The sequence below is a fragment of the Roseovarius pacificus genome (assembly GCF_900142665.1).
Taxonomy (GTDB): Bacteria; Pseudomonadota; Alphaproteobacteria; order Rhodobacterales; family Rhodobacteraceae; genus Roseovarius; species Roseovarius pacificus.
The window spans coordinates 110,694-131,293 of the sequence record NZ_FRBR01000009.1; the positions used below are offsets into that span (position 1 = coordinate 110,694).

Here is a 20,600-nt window from a genome sequence, read left to right on the forward strand (position 1 = left end):
TAGGCTGGCGACTCTACCTTTGGCTGAGAGATATGAAGAAAAACACATTCTCCGAACGAGATATTTGTAGCAAGTTGATTACACCAGCGGTCGTGGAGGCTGGCTGGGATTTGCAGACACAGATCTCTGAGGAGAAAACACTCACAGACGGTCGGATCATTGTCCGCGGAAAGATGGTCGCACGTGGCAAGCAGAAGCGCGCCGACTACGTGCTTTATGTCAAGCCCAATATCCCCATTGCTGTCATTGAGGCTAAGGACAACAAGCATTCTGTCGGCGATGGGATGCAGCAGGCTCTTTCCTATGCTGAAATGTTGCGGGTCCCATTCGCCTTTTCGACCAACGGCGATCGGTTTCTGTTCCATGACAAGACTGGGCAATCGGCTTCCATGGAAACAGAAATCCGGTTGGACGAGTTTCCATCTCCAGACGAGTTGCAAAAGAAATACGAGACCTGGAAAGGCCTGTCCGATCAACAGGCGCGCGTTGCGTTTCAAGGCTACCACGATACCGGCAAAACACCGCGCTACTACCAGACCAATGCAGTGAACGCCGCCGTTGAGGCGATTGCCAAAGGGCAAGACCGGCTCTTGTTGGTGATGGCGACGGGCACGGGAAAAACCTTTACCGCGTTTCAGATCATATGGCGTCTGTGGAAATCCGGTGCGAAAAAGAGGGTCCTCTTTCTGGCTGACCGAAACGTGCTGGTCGACCAGACCATGGTCAATGATTTTCGCCCATTCATAGGGTCGATGGCCAAGCTGTCGACGCATTCAAAGACAATCGAAAAAGCGGATGGCACCACCGAGGACCTTACGCTCGCAGTCGACAAAAAGCGCCGCATCAACACGGCCTATGAAATCTACCTCGGACTTTACCAAGCGTTGACCGGGCCGGCCGAGAGCCAGAAGATCTACAAGGAACTCTCACCAGATTTCTTCGACCTGATCATCGTGGACGAATGCCACCGCGGCAGTGCCGCAGACGATTCCGCCTGGCGGGAAATTCTCGAGCACTTCTCCGGGGCCACTCAGATCGGGATGACAGCAACGCCCAAAGAGACCGAATACGTCTCCAACATCAATTACTTCGGCGAACCGATCTTTACCTACTCGTTGAAGGAAGGCATCCACGACGGTTTCCTTGCGCCCTACAAGGTCATCAAGAGTCACATAGACCGTGATGTCGAAGGATACCGCCCCGAGAAAGGTCAGCTCGATCGTGACGGGAACGAGGTTGAGGATCGCATCTACAACACCAAGGATTTCGACCGCACGCTGGTCCTTGATGACCGGACCAAACTGGTCGCCCAGCGCGTCACCCAGTTCCTCAAGGAAAGTGGTGACCGCATGCAAAAGACGATCGTCTTCTGCATCGATCAGGAACATGCCGCGCGCATGCGACAGGCGCTGATCAACGAAAACCAGGATCTGATCGAAAAGGATTCCCGCTACGTGATGCGGATCACAGGAAACGACAAGGAAGGTCTGAACCAGCTCGCGAACTTCATTGACCCGGAAGCCGACTATCCGGTAATCGTGACCACCTCCCGGCTGCTGAGCACGGGCGTGGACGCACAAACCTGCCGCCTCATCGCGCTCGACCGGGAAATCGGCTCCATGACCGAGTTCAAGCAAATCGTCGGACGCGGCACACGCGTCCACGCAGACACCGGCAAATACTACTTCACGCTCATGGATTTCCGTGGCGCCACAAATCATTTTGCCGACCCTGACTTCGACGGCGAGCCCGTCCAGATCTATCAGCCCGGCCCCGATGACTCGATGACACCGCCGGACGATCAATCCACGGAACCACCGGATGATCCGGAGGGCGGTGAAACCGTGATCATCGATCCGATTGATCCCACTCTCGCGCCACACGATCCTTTTGGCGGCGACGATCCGACGTCCAGCTCCGGTCCCCAGAAGAAAATCTACGTGGATGGAATCGGCGCGTCGATCATCAAGGAGCGCGTTGAATACCTCGATGCGGACGGGAATCTTGTCACTGAAAGTCTCAAGGATTTCACCAGACGGCACCTGACCCGCCGCTTCGCGTCAATGGATGACTTCCTGCGGCGCTGGAATGCGGAAGACCGCAAGCAGGCCATCCTCGACGAGCTGTCAGAAGAGGGCATCGACATCACCCTGATAGGCGAGGAACTGGGCCGCGACCTCGATCCCTTTGACCTGATCTGCCACATCGCGTTTGACGCCAAGCCGCTCACCCGGCGAGAGCGCGCCGAGAACGTCAAGAAACGCGATGCCTTCAACAGGTATGGCGAACAGGCGCGAGCCGTGCTTGAGGCCCTTCTGGAAAAGTACGCCGATGAGGGCGTCCTGACCCTCGACGACACGAATATCCTTCAAATCAACCCCTTCTCACACATGGGCACGCCCATTGAGCTCATGCGAAGTTTTGGCAAAAAGAACGATTACCTGCAGGCCGTTCATGACCTGCAAAATGCCCTCTACGAAGAAAGCGCCTGACAATACATGGAGGATAGCAACGAAACCCTCAGCACACTTTGTGCCAGAGTGAGAGATCATCTACGTGGCGACGTAAAGCGGCTGGAGAAATATCAGTGGTTCGGTCCGATGCAGCCACGGATGTACGACATATTAAAGCGATCAATTGTAGTGCGGCAATGGGAAGCATGTGAGGCAATCCAAGCCCTAATCGAGAGCGGTCATGGCGCCATGTGCTGTACTCTTCTTAGACCTGCCTATGAGGAGTTATTGTGGCTTCTATACCTTGAGAGAAATAAGGAGTTCGCAGCAAAGCTCACAGTTTGTTTAGGCAAAAAAGAAATATCTGATGCACATAAAATTCAAAAAAAATATCTTGGCTCATCCACTCTGCAGAAACTCGGCTTCTCAAACAAAAAAGTACAGTCTTTGGACCGAATGAGGAAACCTACTTATCGTGATTTGGATGCTATTGGAGAACAGCTGGGTTGGAAATTAAACGAAGGGCAAAAAATACCCTCAGTTTCATACATTGCGAAACAAGTTGGTAAGGACAAGGAATACCAGTATTTTTATCAAGCCACTTCTCGCAGCGTCCACTTTTCAGTGCACGAATTGCAAAGACGGGTATGGGGTAAGCCCAACAGCGTGAAGATTGGATCCAACACATTCCAGCACTTTTGGAGTGACTTTGGGTCTTACTGGAGCACCAAGATCCTCTTGGAAACAATGATGGCATCTGGCGCGCTCACCGAACTCTTCGACGACAACGGAAATAGTTCTGACGGTTTCTTGGAAGATCTATACAGGCTTCGATCAGTGCACATTCTAACCGCTTCAGAGCTGGATTGGTGGGAAAGCCCGCAGAAACGAAGCCCAAGCAAATTCGGAGGCACACTATGAGCATGAGAACCCTCGTCAAGTCCATCCAGGATGTCATGCGCAAGGATGTTGGCGTCGATGGCGATGCGCAGCGCATCTCGCAGCTTGTCTGGATGTTCTTCCTAAAGATCATCGATGACCAGGACGAGGCGCTGGAGTTCACGCGTGACGACTACACCTCCCCCATCCCCGAGCACCTGCAATGGCGCAACTGGGCGGCAGACCCCGAAGGCATCACCGGCGACGCCCTGCTTGAATTCGTCAATACCGATCTCTTCCCGACCCTGAAGGAACTCCCGGCAACCAGCCCACGGGCCCGCGTCGTCCGTTCCGTCTTCGAAGACGCCTATAACTACATGAAATCCGGCCAACTCATGCGGCAGGTGATCAACAAGATCGCTGAGGTCGATTTCAACAGCCTGTCCGAGCGGCAGCACTTCGGCGACATCTATGAACAGCTTCTGAACGACCTTCAGAACGCGGGCAACGCCGGCGAATATTACACCCCCCGCGCCGTCACCGCCTTCATGGTCCAGCAGATCGTCCCGACGCCCGGCGAAATCCTCATGGACCCCGCCTGCGGCACCGGCGGCTTCTTGACCTGCGCGATGCGGCACATGCGCGACAATTACGTGAAGCGGCCAGAGGACGAGGCGCTTATGCAATCCTCCCTCCGCGCCGTCGAAAAGAAGCCCCTGCCCCACATGCTCTGCACCACCAATATGCTTCTGCACAGCATCGAGGAGCCCAGCTGGGTCAAGCACGACAACACCCTTGCTCGCCCCCTTATCAGCTGGACCAAGGATGAACGCGTCGACATCATCCTCACCAACCCGCCCTTCGGCGGCAAAGAAGAGGACGGGATCGAAAACAACTTCCCTGCCTTCAAGACGCGTGAAACCGCCGACCTCTTCCTCGCCCTGATTATCCGCTTGCTCAAGAAGAACGGCCGCGCCGCCGTGGTCTTGCCGGATGGCTCCCTCTTTGGCGAGGGCATCAAGACCCGCCTCAAGGAACACTTGCTGACCGAATGCAACCTGCACACCATCGTCCGGCTGCCCAACTCGGTCTTCAAGCCTTACGCCTCCATCGGCACCAACCTGCTGTTCTTCGAGAAAGGCACGCCGACGCAGGACGTCTGGTATTGGGAACACCGCGTGCCCGAAACGCAAAAGGCCTATTCCATGACCAAGCCGATCCGGCTTGAGCATCTGGACGACTGCGCCGCATGGTGGGGCGGGCCGAACCGCGAAGGGCGCGAGGAAAGCGACCGTGCCTGGAAGGTGTCGATCGAGGAGATCCGCGAACGCGGCTTCAACCTCGACATCAAGAACCCGCATGTAGAGGAGGAAGACTGGGGCGACCCCGAAACCCTGCTGAATGACCTGACCAAGGCCGAAGCCTCGGTCGAAAGCCTGCGCGCCGAGCTGAAATCCATCCTGACCGAGGCGCTGGCGCGATGACACTGCAAGCCATTCCCGAAAACGCCATGGGACGCTTGCGGGCCGCCAAAGCCGCAATGCTCGACCGCAAGGACACACGTGAAATTCTGGAGGCCAAGGACGAAGTCATTGCCCGCTACAGCCCTGCCTTCCAACCGGCGAATATCGCCACGATTGACGAAGATGTCTTGCGGTCCTTTCTATATTTCGAAAATAACCGCCACTGGTCCGGCCTGAATCGTCAGGTTAACCGCGTCTGTGCTGACATGCCGACCACCCGTGCAGCCCTTGCCCATCTGGTGGACGAAACGCGACCAATCGCGGATCGTATGCAGCCGGTCACCGACATCAAGGGAATGGGTAAAGGTATCATCACCGCGATCTTGCATGTCGCCTATCCCGACCAGTATGGCGTCTGGAACAACACCTCCCATGACGGGCTGCTCGAGCTCGGCCTTCTGCCGGAGACCCCACGCGGGGCGAGCTTTGGCGAACGCTACACCGCTGTGAACGAGGTTATCTTGCAACTTGCCGCCGCGCTCGATGTCGATCTATGGAGCCTCGACGCCGTCTGGTGGTTTCTCCATGACGATGCGGAGGACGATGACACGGATCAGCCTGCCGGGACCGCACTGGATACGCCCGCCCCGGCACCGAACGCCAAGACCACGCGCTTCGCGCTCGAACGCCACTTGCATGATTACATGTTCGACAATTGGGACATGCTGGATCTCGCGAAGGAATGGGATATCTACACGCGTGATGGCGAGCCGGAAGCAGGTTATGAATTCCGAACGCCAATCGGTCGAATTGACCTTCTGGCGCGACACAGAACTGCGCCCCGTTGGCTCGTGATAGAACTCAAGCGAGAGAAATCCTCCGATGCCGTCGTGGGGCAGGTCTTGCGATACATGGGCTGGGTCAAACGGCACCTCGTTGAAGATGGCGACACGGTTGAAGGACTGGTCGTCGCCACCGAGGGCGATCCCCAGCTGCACTATGCACTCGATGTCGTGCCTTCGGTCTCCTTCAAATCGTACGAGGTGGAATTCCGGCTCAAAGATAGCCCAAATTTCAAGGAGTTCGCGAAGCCATGACCGCGGAACGGTTGCTCAAGGTTTACGAGCAGATCAGCGAGGCGCCCGACGCCATCGCGCGGCTGCGGCGTTTCGTTCTGGATCTGGCCGTGCGTGGGAAGCTGGTGGAGCAAGATGCGGGGGATGAACCGGCCACACGGCAATTGGTCCGAATTGCCGAAGCAAAAAGCCAACTGGACCTCAAAGAACGAAAAACAAAGAAGAAAGCAGTCGACCCTTCTATTACAGAGCTTGCCTTTGACCTTCCGCTTGGCTGGGATGAGGCTCGATTGTCTGACTTGGTGCGGGTCGTAAACGGGCGCGCATACAAAAAATCGGAATTGCTTTCGGAAGGCACTCCGGTGCTACGCGTAGGGAACCTCTTTACTTCGGACTACTGGTACTATTCAGACCTCGAACTCGAAGACGACAAATATTGCGACGAAGGTGATCTGATATATGCGTGGTCTGCGTCTTTCGGACCATTCATTTGGAGCGGTCCGCGTGCAATCTTTCATTACCACATTTGGAAACTACCACTATTCAGCGAAAAATACCTGAGTAAGAATTTCGTCTATCTTTTTCTCCAGCAGAAAACGCGTGAGATCAAAGACGCCGGGCACGGTATCTCTATGATCCACATGACAAAGGAGAAAATGGAGCAACTCGCGGTTCCTGTCCCTCCCATCGCCGAGCAGCACCGGATTGTTGCCAAGGTCGATGAGCTCATGGCGCTCTGTGATCGGCTGGAGGAGGCCCGCAAGACCCGCGAGGAGACGCGCGACAAGCTCACCGCCGCCAGCCTCGCCCGCCTGACCGCCCCAGACACCACGTCGGATGACTTCCCGACCCACGCCAACTTCGCCCTCGAGGCACTCCCGGCCCTCACCACCCGCCCCGACCAGATCAAGACCCTCCGCCAAAGCATCCTCAACCTTGCCGTGAGAGGGAAGCTGGTGGAACAGGACCCGGCGGATGAACCAGCGTCGGAACTACTTGAAGCTATCGAGATGAAGCGGCGTGAACTGATCAAAGCGGGTGAAATCAGAAAACAGAAGCCGATGTCGGCGCTGGAATCCAAGGAAATCCCTTTTTATGTTCCACACGCGTGGACATGGTGTCGTCTCGGGTCACTGGTTCTCAGTTCTGACGCGGGCTGGAGCCCGAGAACTGAGAACCACGCAAGACAGGGCGATGCTTGGGGCGTCCTCAAGGTCAGTGCCGTTTCCTGGGACCATTTTGATCCAGAAGCGAACAAACAAGTTCTGAAGGGAACGGAGCCGAGGCTTCAAGCACAAGTGCGAATAAACGACTTCCTCATTTCACGCGCAAATACAGCGGAACTCGTTGCGAGAGCCGCGCTTGTCATCGACGAACCGCATAATCTGATGATGAGCGACAAGATCGTGCGGCTTCGTCTTGCGGAAAACTGTGATCACCGCTTTGTCTGGCTGGTTAATAATAACGCTGATTACGCCCGTAAATACTATGCAAGCAACGCAACCGGGGTGAGTCCGTCGATGAAGAACGTTTCGCGCGCGGTTATCCTTAATCTGCCGATACCTCTCCCACCTATCGCCGAACAACACCGCATCGTGGCCAAGGTCGACACACTCATGGCCCTCTGCGACCGGCTGGAGGCCGCCCTGGCAACCACGGACACCACCCGCACCCGCCTCCTCGAAGCCCTCCTCCACGAGGCGCTGGAGCCTTCGCAGAACGCCCTGGAGGCCGCTGAATGACTTGGCTCTACGTCGATCATGATTTCAAACCGGTCGGACAGGGGTTGTTCGCGTTTGGATGTGTCGCGTTTCGTGCGATCCAAAAAGGCAAGCGGATGATGAAGATCCCTGGTCAGAAACCATCGTGGGATTTCGCTTGGGTCTACGATTGCGGAACCTCCTCTTCGAAAGCGCTCGTTCATCGTGGGATTCGTGAGATTGGAAGAACCCTTGGACGACGGCTCGATCTTGTTGTCATCTCGCACCTACATTCCGACCACATCAGCGGCCTCACCACCCTTTTGAACGAAGTTGGTGCAAGCTCAATCATGCTTCCATGGGCGCCACTTTGGCAGCGACTGGTCCTCGGCTTCGACGACGGGCTGAACGCGGATGATCCTGAAATGGGTTTTTATATTGATCCTGTAAGTTACCTGGCAACAGAGGCGCCAGACACGTTCGACCGGATTGTCTTCGTTATGCCGTCAGATGATGATGGCCCAACGGACCCAGACGAACCAGAGCCTGATTTGGGTCCAGACGATTTCGAACCGACTGGGGAAATGGATGGCAAATGGGCTATGCCTGAGGCCAGTGCACTAAACAAGCGACTTGAGCTACCGGACACCTTGGAAAACCAAAGGTTTGCGCGGGAAATGCCCCCGGGCGGACGTATAGTCGAAAAAGCGACCTGGGAGTTTGTTCCCTACAACGATCCTAAGAGTGCCCCGGCATCGCCTGAACGCCTTAGAAAGCACGTCCGCAAATTAACTCCAGAGCTGCTTGGTTCAGATCACTCAAAGCGAAAGGAAGCACTGGCTGCTCTGAAAGAGTTGTACAAAAAGGAGTTTCGAACCGGTCTCGAGAATGATCTTTCGTTGTGCCTCTATACCGGTCCAGTGCCACTTCACAGTTACCTGCCAGAACCAAGCCTCGACGGGACTTCCGCGAACATCACCGACAGTCGTGTCCCCATGCTCTACACAGGAGACGGAAATTTTTCGACAAAAAAGCATCTGGATCGCATGATCAGATTTTTTGGGGCGAAGCGGATAATGGCAACATCAACGTTTCAAGTTCCACATCATGGTTCGAAGAAAAATTGGAAGGTTGGCAGCGCATCGCGCGTTTCCCCAAGTCATAGCGTTTTTTGCTCGGACCCAAATGGTCATTACAAGCATCCAAGCCCAGAAATTTGGCGAGAGTTTTCTTCTTATGGACCTCAACAAGTAGATAAACATACTGGTCTAAAATGGGCTGAAGAACTCAATGTGAAGAAAGCGCCTTAATGCCCATAAGCCACGCCGTCTGGACCGTTTCCACCTCACCTCAGGAAATCAAACAAGGCGTCCTGCCCTCCGAGCAAATGCTCGAAGACATGATTACCGCGCAACCGCGCATTTTGTCGTCCGAATGGATGCTTATCGGGCGTCAGGTTGATACAGGCTTCGGCGGCCGGATTGATCTTTTGGCTCTTGCACCCGATGGCTCCCTCGTCCTCGTGGAGTTGAAACGCGACCGAACCCCAAGGGAAGTGGTCGCCCAAGCCCTCGATTACGCGGCATGGGTCGAAGGCTTGGCCGCAGATGACATCGTGGACATCTACAGCCGCTTCAGACCCGGGCAGAACCTGACCAGCGATTTCCGCGACCAGTTTGGGCAGCATTTGGATGACGACACGATCAACGATAGCCATCAGGTCGTCATCGTGGCCGCAGAACTCGACGCGAGTAGCGAGCGGATCGTCAGCTATCTGAATGATCGTGGCCTTGCGATCAACGTTCTATTTTTTCAGGTCTTCGATCATGAAGATACCCAGCTACTCAGCCGCGCTTGGCTCATCGACCCGGGCGAAGTTCAGGTCCAAGCCGCCAGCACCGGTCGGCGCGGAGAAAAAGAGCCATGGAACGGCGAATACTATGTCAGTTTCGGTGCCGATCAGACCCGGAATTGGGACGAGGCCGTGCGCTACGGTTTTGTCTCAGGCGGCGGCGGGACATGGTACAGCAACTCCCTCAGGATGTTGAACGAGGGCGACCACATTTGGGTAAAAATCCCAGGGAAGGGTTTTGTGGGCGTGGGCCGTGTGACTGGAAGCCGTATCGCGGCCAAGGACTTTCAGATCGACGGGAGGCCCGCACTGGAAATTCTTGAGGCTGGTTATCACCGAGAGTTTTCCGACGACCCGGAGAAATCTGAATACTTCGTTCCGGTCGAGTGGGAACACTCCGTTCGAGAAGATCAGGCGATACAGGAAGTTGGCATGTTCGGGAACCAGAACACCGTCTGCAAGCCAGTCACGCCATCATGGCGAACAACGGTCGAACGTCTGAAATCGGTACTGAAGTAGATGGCGAGTAGCTTCAAAACGCCGATATCAATGAAATTTGTGAAGTCCAAAAAACACCAATGTCAGCTTTCTGCAGCACAAGCTAACTTCTGGAAAATTCACTCTTCGGCCCGGAGAGCATCTTCTTACTGCACCACTGTTTGGTCCCAAAAAACTACAGCGACGAAACAGCGCCCGGCGAACATGAAAGAATTGCACAACCCTATAAGTTGTGTGACGGTTTTAGCAAATTTGTTCGAAAATTGCGATTGGTTCTTGCAAAGGTGTATCCATGAGAATTTCAGCACTGGAGGTCGTTGGCCTCAGGTCCATTGAAAAAGCGAATTTGACCTTCGACAACGTGACGGTACTTATCGGCGGTAACAATGCCGGAAAGTCCACGCTACTTCATGCGCTACGATTGTTCTTCGAGGCTGCTCCCAAAATAACACCTGATGATTTCCATAGGCGAGAAACTGAAAGCATCGAAATTATAGCCACGTTTGATCAGTTGACGGCAGGCGAGAACGAAGAGTTCGGCTCAGCTGTGCATGATGGGAAGCTCACAGTTTCAAGGACGCTTTCCAACGAAAAGGAAAACAACCTCACTTACAGTGTGAGAGCCAAGACTTATCCGCCTTTCGATGCGATCCGAGCCGAAACAAACAAGACAAATATGCGGACCGCATTCAATGATATTGCCGACGCCACAGAAGGTTTGGACAGAGCGTCGAATGCAGAACAAGTTGCTGAGAATATGAGGCAGTGGGAACAGGACAATCCCGACAAGCTTGAGTTTTCTTACGTTCGAGGTTTCTTCGGGGCGCCCAACGTCGCGAATGGGAAGTTGAAAAAGAAAACAAGTCTTCACTTCATACCAGCTGTGGCGGACGTTCAGGAGGAAACATCCGATGCAAAGCGAAGCCCAATTATTGGATTGCTTTCTGAAATTGCAAAACAGACCTATGAGAACCGCGAGGAAGTAAAAAACTTCATCGAGAAAACTCAGACAGACTTTGACTCACTCGTATCGCCAGACAAATTTCCTCAACTCGGCGCGATCAGTGAAAGCCTGACATCTACCATTCAAAAATACTATAGCGATTCAAGGCTCTTAGCGGACTGGAAGTCAGAAGAAGGTGTAAAGTTCAGTTTTCCGCAGCCTGCAATTAAAGTTGAAGACAGCGGTTTTTTGAGCGGATTGGAACATGTAGGCCATGGCCTACAAAGAGCCGCACTCTTCTCCGTAATTGAGTTTCTTGCGCAAAGTCAGGCAGCGACGACAGAAGAAGAATTCGACGAAGCGCAGAGCGATATTATCCTTCTCATCGAAGAACCTGAAATCTACCAACACCCACATAAACAAAAACTGGTGTCTGCGGCCTTCCGCTACATTTGTGAAGAGTTCAGCAAATCGACTGGTATCCGTTTCCAAGTCGTTTTTGCCACGCACTCTGAGAAATTCGTGGACATCGAACACTTCCACACAGCTCGCATAATGCGAAAGACTGTGTTCGATGGAAACGTTGATCACAGTATTTCCGCCTTAACAATTCGGGAGTGCTCTCAATTCTTCGCAAATCTGGTTCAGAAAGATCCAATGCCAGATCATGCCTTTCTCGCAAAACTCCACATTTTCTCCCGAGAAATTTGTGAAGGTTTCTTCGCTCAAAAAGTCATTCTGGTCGAGGGCGTCACGGACAAGGCGATCCTTGAGGGTGTCTACCAATCGCTCAACAGGGACTGCATTGCAGAAGGTATCGTCATCGTTTCCGTGGAAGGCAAAACCAAAATGGACAAACCATTTTATATATTCAACAAGTTGGGAATCCCCACCTATGCTGTTTTCGACTCAGACGCCAACAGTGGTGACAAGAAGCCCGGCACCAACAGACTGTTACAATTGATTGCAGGTATCGAAGAGCCAATTAACTATCCCTCCGGCTGTTTTGCTCGCTGTGCTGCATTTGAACGCAACTTAGAGGGTTACACCAAACAGATTTGCGGCGATCAATGGCAGCAGACTTTCCAAGAGATCGCCGATGATATGGACCTACACGTCTCTGACGTATGCAAGACTCCGCAAGCTGTAAACCGAGTGGTAGAAAATTTGCGTGCTGCAGGAACAAAGTTCCCGATGTTTGAAGACATCGTCGTTAAAGTGGACGAATTGATAGCTTGGTAGTGAGCGGCTCGACCGGCTAATCCAATCACGAAAGACTGCATTGAGCCGTAAGCGACGGGCTCCGAGGTCGTCCGGTCGCTCAACTTACCGCGCCGCCGCAAGTCCGCTTCGAGCCCCTCCATGCAATTCGGCGCCCCCGAGGCGCATCCCCAATTTCGCCATCATATCTATTTCTGCTGTTTCCGATTGAGAAAATACGGAGGAACACGGTTCGCGCGCCGCACCGCAGCGCCGGCAAGCCTCGTGAAGATCAGGAATGGACCGTTGACGGCTGTCGATCTCACACCGGCAATGGCCTGGAAAGGCCGCATGCCCGCAATTTGACATGGCAAACCCCGTGGATTTCGGCGACGGTGTCCAGATGCTGACACGCTTCACTGCGCCTCTGCAATGGTGGTGCGACGCATCTGGCAAAGGCCTTGCTGGCTGTGATGCAGGTGGTTTCTTTCGTGGATAAGTGGGAAAACACTGTAAGCGGTGCGCCGATCACACGGTCGGGGCGTAGTTCCATGGCAGGAGTTCGTCGATCCGGGATTGCTTATGTCCGTTGACAATGGCTTGGAGAGTGGCTGTCAGCCATGCGTGGGGATCGATGGCGTTGAGCTTGCAAGTTTCGATCAGCGACGCCAGCATTGCCCAGTTTTGCGCACCTGCATCGTGACCCGCGAAGAGAGCGTTTTTGCGGTTCAACGCGATGGGGCGGATAGTGCGTTCGACGGCGTTGCTGTCGATCTCGATGTGGCCGTCATCGAGGAACCGGCAAAGCCCGTCCCAGTATTTGGCGACGTATTTGAGGGCCTCGCCGAGCGGAGACTTGGCCGAGACGCGGGCGCGATGGGCGGTGAGCCAGGCCTCAAAATCATCGATAATCGGTTTTGAACGTGCTTGCCGGGCAGTCAGCCGCGCTTCGGGGTTTTGTCCCCGGAGTTCCGTTTCGATCCGGTAGAGCGCGGTGATCTGACGAAGGCCCTCGTCGGCGATGGGCGTGGTGCCGGTCCGGGCGACCTCGTGCAGCTTGCGCCGGGCATGAGCCCAACAGTAGGCCAGCCGGATATCCTGAGTGGGCCGTTTGAGCAGCCGGTTGTAGCCCGCATAGCCATCGACCTGCAGGGTGCCGGAGAAGCCTTTCAGGATATCTTCCGCATATTGTCCGGATCGCCCCGGTGCATAGGTAAACGCCACGCCGGGCGGATCTTCCCCGCCCCAGGGCTGGTCATCGCGGGCGAGTGCCCAGAAGTACCCCGTCTTGGTCTTGCGTCGCCCCGGGTCGAGCACCGGGGCCGTGGTCTCGTCCATGAACAACTTGGCTGACCGCTTCAGGTTGGCCAGCAGGGCATCGTAGACCGGCTTGATCTCGAAGGCCGCCCGTCCGACCCAGGCCGCCAATGTCGAACGGTCGAGATCGATGCCCTGGCGGCTGTAAATCTGCGCCTGCCTGTAAAGCGGCAGATGATCGGCGTATTTACTGACGATGACATGCGCCACCGCGGCCTCTGTCGGCATGCCGCCGGGGCCTGGACGATCCCGCCCTCGCAGGAGCGGCAGGCATACTTCGGACGGCGCGTGACAATTACCCTGAACTGAGCAGGGATGATATCCAGCCGTTCGCTGGTATCCTCGCCAATGACATGCCGCTCGTGGCCGCAGTCGCAGACCGTGCTTTCCGGTTCGATCACTTCCTCGATGCGCGGCAGGTGTTTCGGCAGCGATCCCAGGTTGGCCTTGCGCGGCGTCGAGGTTCGTGTCGGTGTGACCAGCGGGTTGGCCTCGCCCTCGGTCTCGACCAGGGCAATCGCGGTCTCGATATCCTCCAGCGCCAGCTCGAACTGGTCGGGATCGATCTTCTCGGACTTGCGCCCGAACATGGCCTGTTTGAAGGCGGCAACCAGAGCTTCCAGACGTGCGTTCTGCTCCTGCTGGGCCAGGATGATGGCCTTCAGGGTCTCGATGTCGTCAGGAAGATTGGCCGCCGCGTTCATGCCCGGGGTCTATCAAGTTCGGCCTTCGGTTGCCCGCTTAAACGCCCCAGTGATTCACTCTGCCGCAGTCGGCGGACGTGCCGCCAGAGCCTTCACCTTGCGCCAGTCCAACCCGGCAAACAGGGCCTCGAACTGGGCGTGATTCAGCGACATGAGCCCATCCCGGATCGCCGGCCAGGTGAAGGCCGTTTCCTCCAGCCGCTTGTATGTCATCACCAGCCCGGTGCCGTCCCAATACAAGAGCTTCAGCCGGTCAGCCCGCTTGGCGCGGAACACGAACACTGTCCCCGTAAAGGGCTCCTTCCTGAGCTCATTCTTCACCAGCGCCGCCAGCCCGTCATGGCCTTTGCGGAAGTCCACCGGCTTCGTCGCCACCACGATCCGCACCCGGTTGGACGGGAAGATCATTCGGCCAATGCCCGCACAATCTCCGCAATCCGTGCCGCCGGGGTCGCCCCGTTCAGCCGGATCACCACATCACCGCAGACGATCTCAAGCGTTGCGTCCCCGGACCCCTGCGCACGGTCGGTTAAACCTTCGACAACCATTGGCGCGAACATGGGCCCGGGATCCGCCTCGGGCTCTGGCAAAGCAGGCAGAACCAGCTTCCCCTCCCGTGCCAACCGCCGCCATTCCGAAAGATGATTGGGTCGTATGTCATAGCGCCGGGCAACCTCATTCACCGTCGCCCCCGGCTCTAACGTCTCAGCCACGATCCGCGCTTTCACATCATCCGGCCACCGCCTCTGACCGCGAGGCCCGACAATCACCTCACTGAGAAACTCCGCTGAGTGCTCCATGGAGAAAATCCCTGCAAATCTACACAACGCGGGGACTCGCAGATCACGCGCTCACAGGGAAGGTGGGGTCAGGGCACCGCTTACAAAACACTGTTTCTTTAACTTTCTGCTTCGTTTTCTCGAAAATGGCCAATCTGTTGTTCAGAAAGAAGCAAACGGCATCTCGTTTTCTATGAACACACACGGACACAAGATGATCGAATCCAAGAAAACGGCACAATAACATTACTGACGCCTTCCCCCGATCTGACCCGGGACGAAACCCGGATATTTGGAACCACACATCGGAGGTGTCATGTACGACTATCTGTTCAACAACCACGATCTTGGTGCCGACGCACAGATCGTCCTCGCCGGGGTAAGACACTTGTTCTGCGATCGATACGATGCACTCGTCAACAGCGCCGCGCTACTTGCAGGTAAAAGAGGTCAACGGCTCGTCGAGCAACTTCGGGACAGCGTTGTTTTCGAAGGTTCTCTCACGCGTCAGACGATTGAACAGCTGTTCCAGCTTCTCGGCATTCTCACCCTGCAGAATGTACACAACGAGGATCTGCCTGAGGCAGGGTATTTCGCGGCAATCGACCCCAGTGACCCTGTGGTCGAAGAAATCTGCCTTCTTGCAGACAAGTTGCGACATGCAATGGCGGCCGCAAAAATCGGCATCAAGCCATCTATCAAAGACTGAAGAAGCGCGGCGACTGACCTCCTGCGGTCGTCGCGTCTGACACCAGTACAGAAAATCGTGGCAAACGCCGCGGGCTGGATGTCAGGAGGACATATCAAGATGATGATGTGTACTACCCCGACAGCATCGAACCAACGGCAGATGGATGCCGCGTTCGACGCGCTTGCCTTCGTGCGCAAGAACGGTGCAGGTCTCTGCACTCTGATCGACGCGCTATCCGCAGAGGATGCGTTCGAGGCCCTTTGTTATCTTCATGCACAGGGAGATAGTGTCGCGCCGAACCCCGATCGGGTGGAAGACGCTCTGATGCGCATTGTGACGTCGCTTCGGAACGAAAAAACCAGCGGCATTGATGCGGCCGCCAGGGTGGCGCGCTTCGAGGTCGATACCGCGCTGCGATGGTATGGCGCGCGGCTCGACGATCTACTTGCAAGGTTCAGCAAGCACACGGGGCCTTAATCGCAATCACAGTTGGGCCCGGAGAAACCATTTTCTTTCCGGGCCCGAACAAATCAGAAAATTGGAGAAGGATGGCAAGGTCGCCTGTTGGTCGCCGTCGTGATCTGTCCCAGGAATTGCTTGAAAAATCTGTTTCTCGAACAGGCTAACCGGCATAAGTCGGAGTCGTAATCAAACATAGGCATTGCGATGCGTTGAGTGCGCTGTGGATTTTCGAAACAGATTGATTTTTATTGCTTCGAAAACACAACTTTGGGCCAATGTGTCGGGCGACAAAAAATTTGACCGACATCGGAGAGTTATTCACATGGTGCGATTTCTGCATAGTTCAGACCTCCACCTGGCCAAGCCATTCGGGCGGTTTGACGAGCTGTTGCGTGGTCGGCTTCACGAGGCCCGGTTTTCCCGGATCGAAACCCTTGCAGAGACGGCGCGGAAAAATGATTCACGCCTGATCCTTCTGGCCGGCGACACGTTCGATGCCCAGACGCCTCCACCCCAGGTGGTGCGCCAGGCAATTCGTGCCTTTGCCGCGGAGACCGATATCCACTGGATCATTCTTCCGGGCAACCACGACAGTCTCGCGGCAACCGAGCTCTGGGATCGGATGTGCCGGGAGAAACCGGAGAACGTGACGCTCGCCTTGGAGCCGGAGATTCTGCAAATCGAGGATGGTGTCTCAATTCTGCCGGCACCGCCGCAGGTCCGCCACCCGGGCCGAGACCTCACGGAGTGGATGGACACCGCCGAAACAGATCCGGGAACGATCAGGATCGGCCTTGCCCATGGCGCCGTCCAGGATTTCGGGGAAGAGGATGCGCTGGGGATCATTTCGCCCGCCCGCGCCCAGGCCGCATGTCTCGATTACCTCGCGCTCGGCGACTGGCATGGGAAGCTGAATATCGGGTCGAAGACCTGGTATAGCGGCACCCCGGAATCCGACAGCTTCAAGCATGGCATCCGCGCAACCGCCCTGATCGTGGATATCGCCGGACCGGGTAAAGACCCGGTGGTCGAACCGGTCGAGACGGGATTTTTCGAATGGATGAACCCTCGCCTGGATGTGCAGCCGGGGGAGGACGTAGCGTCTGCCCTCGAAGATATCTTCCCGACGGCGAACCGGCGCCGGGACACGCTGGTCGAGGTCGAGGTAACTGGCCGGTTGACGCTGGGAGAGCAATCGCTGTTGCGGCGCGCCTGTGCCGAGGCAGCGGATGATTTCGGGTATTTCGCTTCGGATTTTTCCGGTTTGGCCATGGAATACGACGTCTCTGACATCGATGACATCGACGCCGCTGGCGCGCTGCGTGTCGCGGCTGAAAGCCTGCGTGCGGACGGGGAAGACCCCGATCGGGATATCGACGCGAGGCGTATATCCCAACGCGCGCTTGGACGGCTTTATGCCTATGCACAGGAGGAGCGGGAATGAAACTGCGCGCAATCCACCTTACCAATGTTCGCCGCTTTGCCGGAGAAACCGCCTCGATCACCGGGATCGGCGATGGGGTTACGACTGTCTCAGCACCCAACGAGACAGGGAAATCCACGTTCTTCGATGCCCTGCACGCGGTCTTTTTCATCGATCACAAGAGCCAGGCCCAGGAAGTGAAGAGCTTGCAACCCTATTCCAAGGGGCCGGTCCAGGTTGCGGTCGACGTGGAAGATGCCGAAGGCCGGCAGTATCGCATCGAGAAGAAGTTCATCGCACAGAAGGCGGCAAGCGTGACCGACCTCGGCACTGGCCGGATCATTGCGCAGGAGGGCGAAGCGGGAGCGTGGATCGACCGGTTGATCGGGGCCGGAGATGGCGGACCCGCGGGATTGCTCTGGGTACGCCAAGGCATGACCGGACTCGAGCCCGCCGGAAACGGGGCGCGGGAAAAGAGCGAGCGCGACAAACTGCGTGATGCGCGTCAGACCCTTATGTCTTCGGTTGCGGGCCAGGTGGACAATATCACCGGTGGTCGCCGGATGGACGCGATCATGAAAAGATGCGTCGCCGATCTCGAGGCCCTTGCGACAACCAAGGGGCCAAAAGCAGGTGGCCCATGGGCCGAGGCCCGCGCTGCGGTTCAGACCCTGGAAAAGGAAGAAGAGGCACTCTCTGCGCCGATCGACGAATTGGCGGAAGCGCTCGAAGAGCGCGCCCAGCTGCGCCGCAAGGATGAGGAGGACAGCGATGTTGCGCGCGATGAGGCGCGCCGCAAGCAGGTGTCCGACGCCCGGGAAGCCGTGGAAGCGGCGCGGGCACATGCCGGAAAGGTTGACGAGGCCGGGCGGATGCTTCGCCTTGCCGAAATCGAGGTCGAACGGGCGCAGGAAAGCCTGGAGGCTGCGCGCAAGGCGCAAGAGGACGCCGGCAAGCGCAAGAAGGCTGTTGCGACGACTCAAGGCGCATTGAAGGAAGCCCAGGAGCACCTCGACCGCAAGGAGGCGGACCTTGGGAAGGCTCAGGAGCGCGTGGACGAAGCTCAAAAGATCCTTGATGCGATCACTGCGCGCGCGGCGCGCAAGCGTGCGCGTGAAGACCGCCAGCGTCTTGCAGGTGAACGAAAGGATATGTCCGAGCGCCTCGAGAAGGCGGAAGAATTGGACAAAATCCGAAAGGGCGCGGCTGCGAAACTCGAGGAGATCGCCATCACCGAGGAGATGATGACCCGTATCGAAAAGCTGGCCTCGGAAAGATCGACGTTGATTGCGCAGCGCGATGCGGCTGCCGCGTGGTTCCGTGTTTCCTATAGCGGCGATCAGCGCCTTGCCATCAGCGGCAAGGCGATCGAGGCTGAAAGGGATATCCCGATCGTCGCGGAGAGCCGCGTCGAGGTGCCGGGCGTCGGGACAATGACGTTGGGACCTCCCGCCTCGGTGGACAATGCGCGGCTCGAAGAGTGCACGCGCGACCTCGAGGATCTTCTTCGAGAGGCCCGTGCTGCCGATGTTCCGGCGGCCCGGGTGGCGATCCAGACGCGTCGAGGGGCCGAAGGCGAAAGGGCCCGCGCCGAGGATGCGATTAAGGCTTACGCGCGGGACGGCATCGCAGTCCTTCGCAGCGCGATCGAAGATTTGCCAAAGATCGAAGAGGAGGAAGGCGAAGAAGAGATATCCGATCCGATCGACGGAATCGATGCAGATACCGCGGCGCGGCAGCTGTCCGATGCCCAGGGCGATAGATCGAGCGCCCAGGCTGTCAGGAACAAGGCAGCCGAAGATCTTGCCGCTGCGCGCACGGCAGCACGCCTTGCGCAAGAAGCGTTCGACGAGATGCCGGAGGTCTCCGATGACGAGGCATTGACCCGCCTGGAAGAGACCTGGCAGAAGGCTGAAGACAAACGCGTTGAAATGGGATCGAGCCTGGAAACCTTGCGGAGCGCGGACGTGGTTGATCTTGAAACCGCGGAAGCCGAGCTCGAGCGTGTCCAGTCCGTAATGGATGGCGCGACGGCGGCCCGCGAAATGCGCAGAAACCGCATGGCCGAGCTTGATGGCTTGATCCGCGCTCGCGCGGAGGATGGAATCGAGACCCGACTGGCGGAGTGTCGGGGCGAGCTCGCGGAGGCGCGTGCCCGTGATGCCCGCTACGAGGAAGAGGTCGCGGTTCTTCGCGAGCTGAAGGGTAAGCTCGAGGTGGCGCGATCAGAAGCGCGCGAGACCTATTTCGAGCCGGTAAAGCGTGAGCTCCTACCCCTCTTGAAGATGCTGCACCCCGGCGCCGAGGTGGAAATGGACCCCGAAACCATGCTGCCGGCGAAACTGTCGCGGGACGGGGATGACGAAGATCTCGAGGCGTTGAGCGGTGGAGCCGTGGAGCAGGTGGCAATCCTGACCCGCCTGGCGTTTGCGCGTCTTTATGCGAACCAGGGGCGCCAGGTGCCGATCGTTCTCGACGACGCCCTGGTGTATTCCGACGACGACCGGATCGTGAAGATGTTCACCGCGCTCACCCGCGTCGCCAAGGACCAGCAGATCATTGTGTTCTCGTGCCGCACACGGGCCTTCGAGGACCTTGGCGGGACGCGCCCCGGGATTGACCGCATGCCGGCGTAATCCCGCCAACCGGGAAATGTGCTTTGGGTGCGTCAGGCTTTCTTCAAATCAATCTTGAGGTCTTCGCGAGCAAGTCCACCCTTTCATCTCGCGGTTCACTGCAAAATGGGGTAGGCGATCGGCTTGGATCGCCTTCGATAGGGAGGTTGCGGAGGGGCGTACCCGAAAGTCGAGTTTCCACACAGCCTTGGCCCACAGCCGACACTCGAGGCGGCGATTTTCGCCTCGGCGCAGCTTTAACCGAACCGGCCATTCATGCATTACGCAGCATTTTCACGGGCCCGATGACCGGAGTGCGGGCCTTTCTCCCGTTTGCCGTGAGTGCTCTGATGACGCCCCGACTATTCGGGCCATAAGGAAGAAGGGCAGAACAGAGACTCGCTACGCCGGAGTTAAATGGCCGGACCGACGACGGAATCCCGCATGACATGAGCGACGGCACGCGGCTGCAGCTCTCTCGGAGCAGTTCGCCGTCACTTGCTCTTGCAGCATCGATCGAGCAAGCTGAAGATGACGGGAGGCAG

Annotated in this window: 14 protein-coding genes and 1 pseudogene; 12 read left to right on the forward strand and 3 right to left on the reverse strand. The window is 56.8% G+C overall.

Translation table 11 applies throughout. From position 1 onward, the window contains the following. The first annotated feature begins 32 nt into the window (after nucleotides 1-32). From hsdR to BUB53_RS14990, 8 genes are all read left to right on the forward strand, one after another. Entirely contained in the window at nucleotides 33-2,492 is a 2,460-nt protein-coding gene (gene hsdR, locus BUB53_RS14955; RefSeq protein WP_073035579.1) for an EcoAI/FtnUII family type I restriction enzme subunit R, read from the forward strand. 6 nt (nucleotides 2,493-2,498) lie between these two features. Continuing rightward, nucleotides 2,499-3,374, forward strand: coding sequence for a DUF5677 domain-containing protein (locus tag BUB53_RS14960; protein WP_073035580.1), 876 nt, complete (start codon nucleotides 2,499-2,501; stop codon nucleotides 3,372-3,374). Next, nucleotides 3,371-4,816, forward strand: a complete 1,446-nt coding sequence (locus tag BUB53_RS14965; RefSeq protein WP_073035581.1) for a type I restriction-modification system subunit M — start codon at nucleotides 3,371-3,373, stop codon at nucleotides 4,814-4,816. The genes BUB53_RS14960 and BUB53_RS14965 overlap by 4 nt, the downstream gene beginning before the upstream one ends. After that, the gene (locus BUB53_RS14970) at nucleotides 4,813-5,892 is read left to right on the forward strand and encodes an endonuclease NucS domain-containing protein (protein WP_084729178.1); all 1,080 of its coding nucleotides are present in this window, start codon (nucleotides 4,813-4,815) and stop codon (nucleotides 5,890-5,892) included. The genes BUB53_RS14965 and BUB53_RS14970 overlap by 4 nt, the downstream gene beginning before the upstream one ends. Beyond that, a complete protein-coding gene (locus BUB53_RS14975) occupies nucleotides 5,889-7,613 on the forward strand; it encodes a restriction endonuclease subunit S (RefSeq protein WP_073035582.1) in 1,725 nt (574 codons plus the stop codon). Before BUB53_RS14970 ends, BUB53_RS14975 begins: the two co-directional genes overlap by 4 nt. Beyond that, nucleotides 7,610-8,881 (forward strand): MBL fold metallo-hydrolase, encoded by a 1,272-nt coding sequence (locus BUB53_RS14980; RefSeq protein WP_073035583.1) that lies wholly within the window; start codon nucleotides 7,610-7,612, stop codon nucleotides 8,879-8,881. The genes BUB53_RS14975 and BUB53_RS14980 overlap by 4 nt, the downstream gene beginning before the upstream one ends. Beyond that, entirely contained in the window at nucleotides 8,881-9,942 is a 1,062-nt protein-coding gene (locus BUB53_RS14985; RefSeq protein ID WP_073035584.1) for a PDDEXK family nuclease, read from the forward strand. The genes BUB53_RS14980 and BUB53_RS14985 overlap by 1 nt, the downstream gene beginning before the upstream one ends. 271 nt (nucleotides 9,943-10,213) lie before the next feature. Beyond that, nucleotides 10,214-12,106 (forward strand): ATP-dependent nuclease, encoded by a 1,893-nt coding sequence (locus BUB53_RS14990; RefSeq protein ID WP_073035585.1) that lies wholly within the window; start codon nucleotides 10,214-10,216, stop codon nucleotides 12,104-12,106. Between the two features lie 486 nt (nucleotides 12,107-12,592). Here BUB53_RS14990 and tnpC read toward each other — a convergent pair. The 3 genes and pseudogenes from tnpC to tnpA form a co-directional block, all read right to left on the reverse strand. Further along, nucleotides 12,593-14,085, reverse strand: a pseudogene (gene tnpC / locus BUB53_RS14995) (IS66 family transposase). A gap of 54 nt (nucleotides 14,086-14,139) precedes the next feature. Then, nucleotides 14,140-14,493 (reverse strand): IS66 family insertion sequence element accessory protein TnpB, encoded by a 354-nt coding sequence (gene tnpB / locus BUB53_RS15000; protein ID WP_073035586.1) that lies wholly within the window; start codon nucleotides 14,491-14,493, stop codon nucleotides 14,140-14,142. Next, nucleotides 14,490-14,885, reverse strand: coding sequence for an IS66-like element accessory protein TnpA (gene tnpA, locus BUB53_RS23510; protein WP_073035587.1), 396 nt, complete (start codon nucleotides 14,883-14,885; stop codon nucleotides 14,490-14,492). The genes tnpB and tnpA overlap by 4 nt, the downstream gene beginning before the upstream one ends. Nucleotides 14,886-15,180: 295 nt before the next feature. Here tnpA and BUB53_RS15010 point away from each other — a divergent pair, with 295 nt between their 5' ends. From BUB53_RS15010 to BUB53_RS15025, 4 genes are all read left to right on the forward strand, one after another. Beyond that, nucleotides 15,181-15,573 (forward strand): hypothetical protein, encoded by a 393-nt coding sequence (locus BUB53_RS15010; protein WP_073035588.1) that lies wholly within the window; start codon nucleotides 15,181-15,183, stop codon nucleotides 15,571-15,573. 99 nt (nucleotides 15,574-15,672) lie between these two features. After that, entirely contained in the window at nucleotides 15,673-16,032 is a 360-nt protein-coding gene (locus tag BUB53_RS15015; protein ID WP_159437841.1) for a hypothetical protein, read from the forward strand. Nucleotides 16,033-16,339: 307 nt separating this feature from the next. Continuing rightward, on the forward strand, nucleotides 16,340-17,461 hold the full coding sequence (locus BUB53_RS15020; protein ID WP_073035590.1) for a metallophosphoesterase family protein: 1,122 nt from the start codon (nucleotides 16,340-16,342) through the stop codon (nucleotides 17,459-17,461). After that, nucleotides 17,458-20,076, forward strand: coding sequence for an AAA family ATPase (locus BUB53_RS15025; RefSeq protein ID WP_073035591.1), 2,619 nt, complete (start codon nucleotides 17,458-17,460; stop codon nucleotides 20,074-20,076). The genes BUB53_RS15020 and BUB53_RS15025 overlap by 4 nt, the downstream gene beginning before the upstream one ends. Nucleotides 20,077-20,600 lie beyond the last annotated feature (524 nt).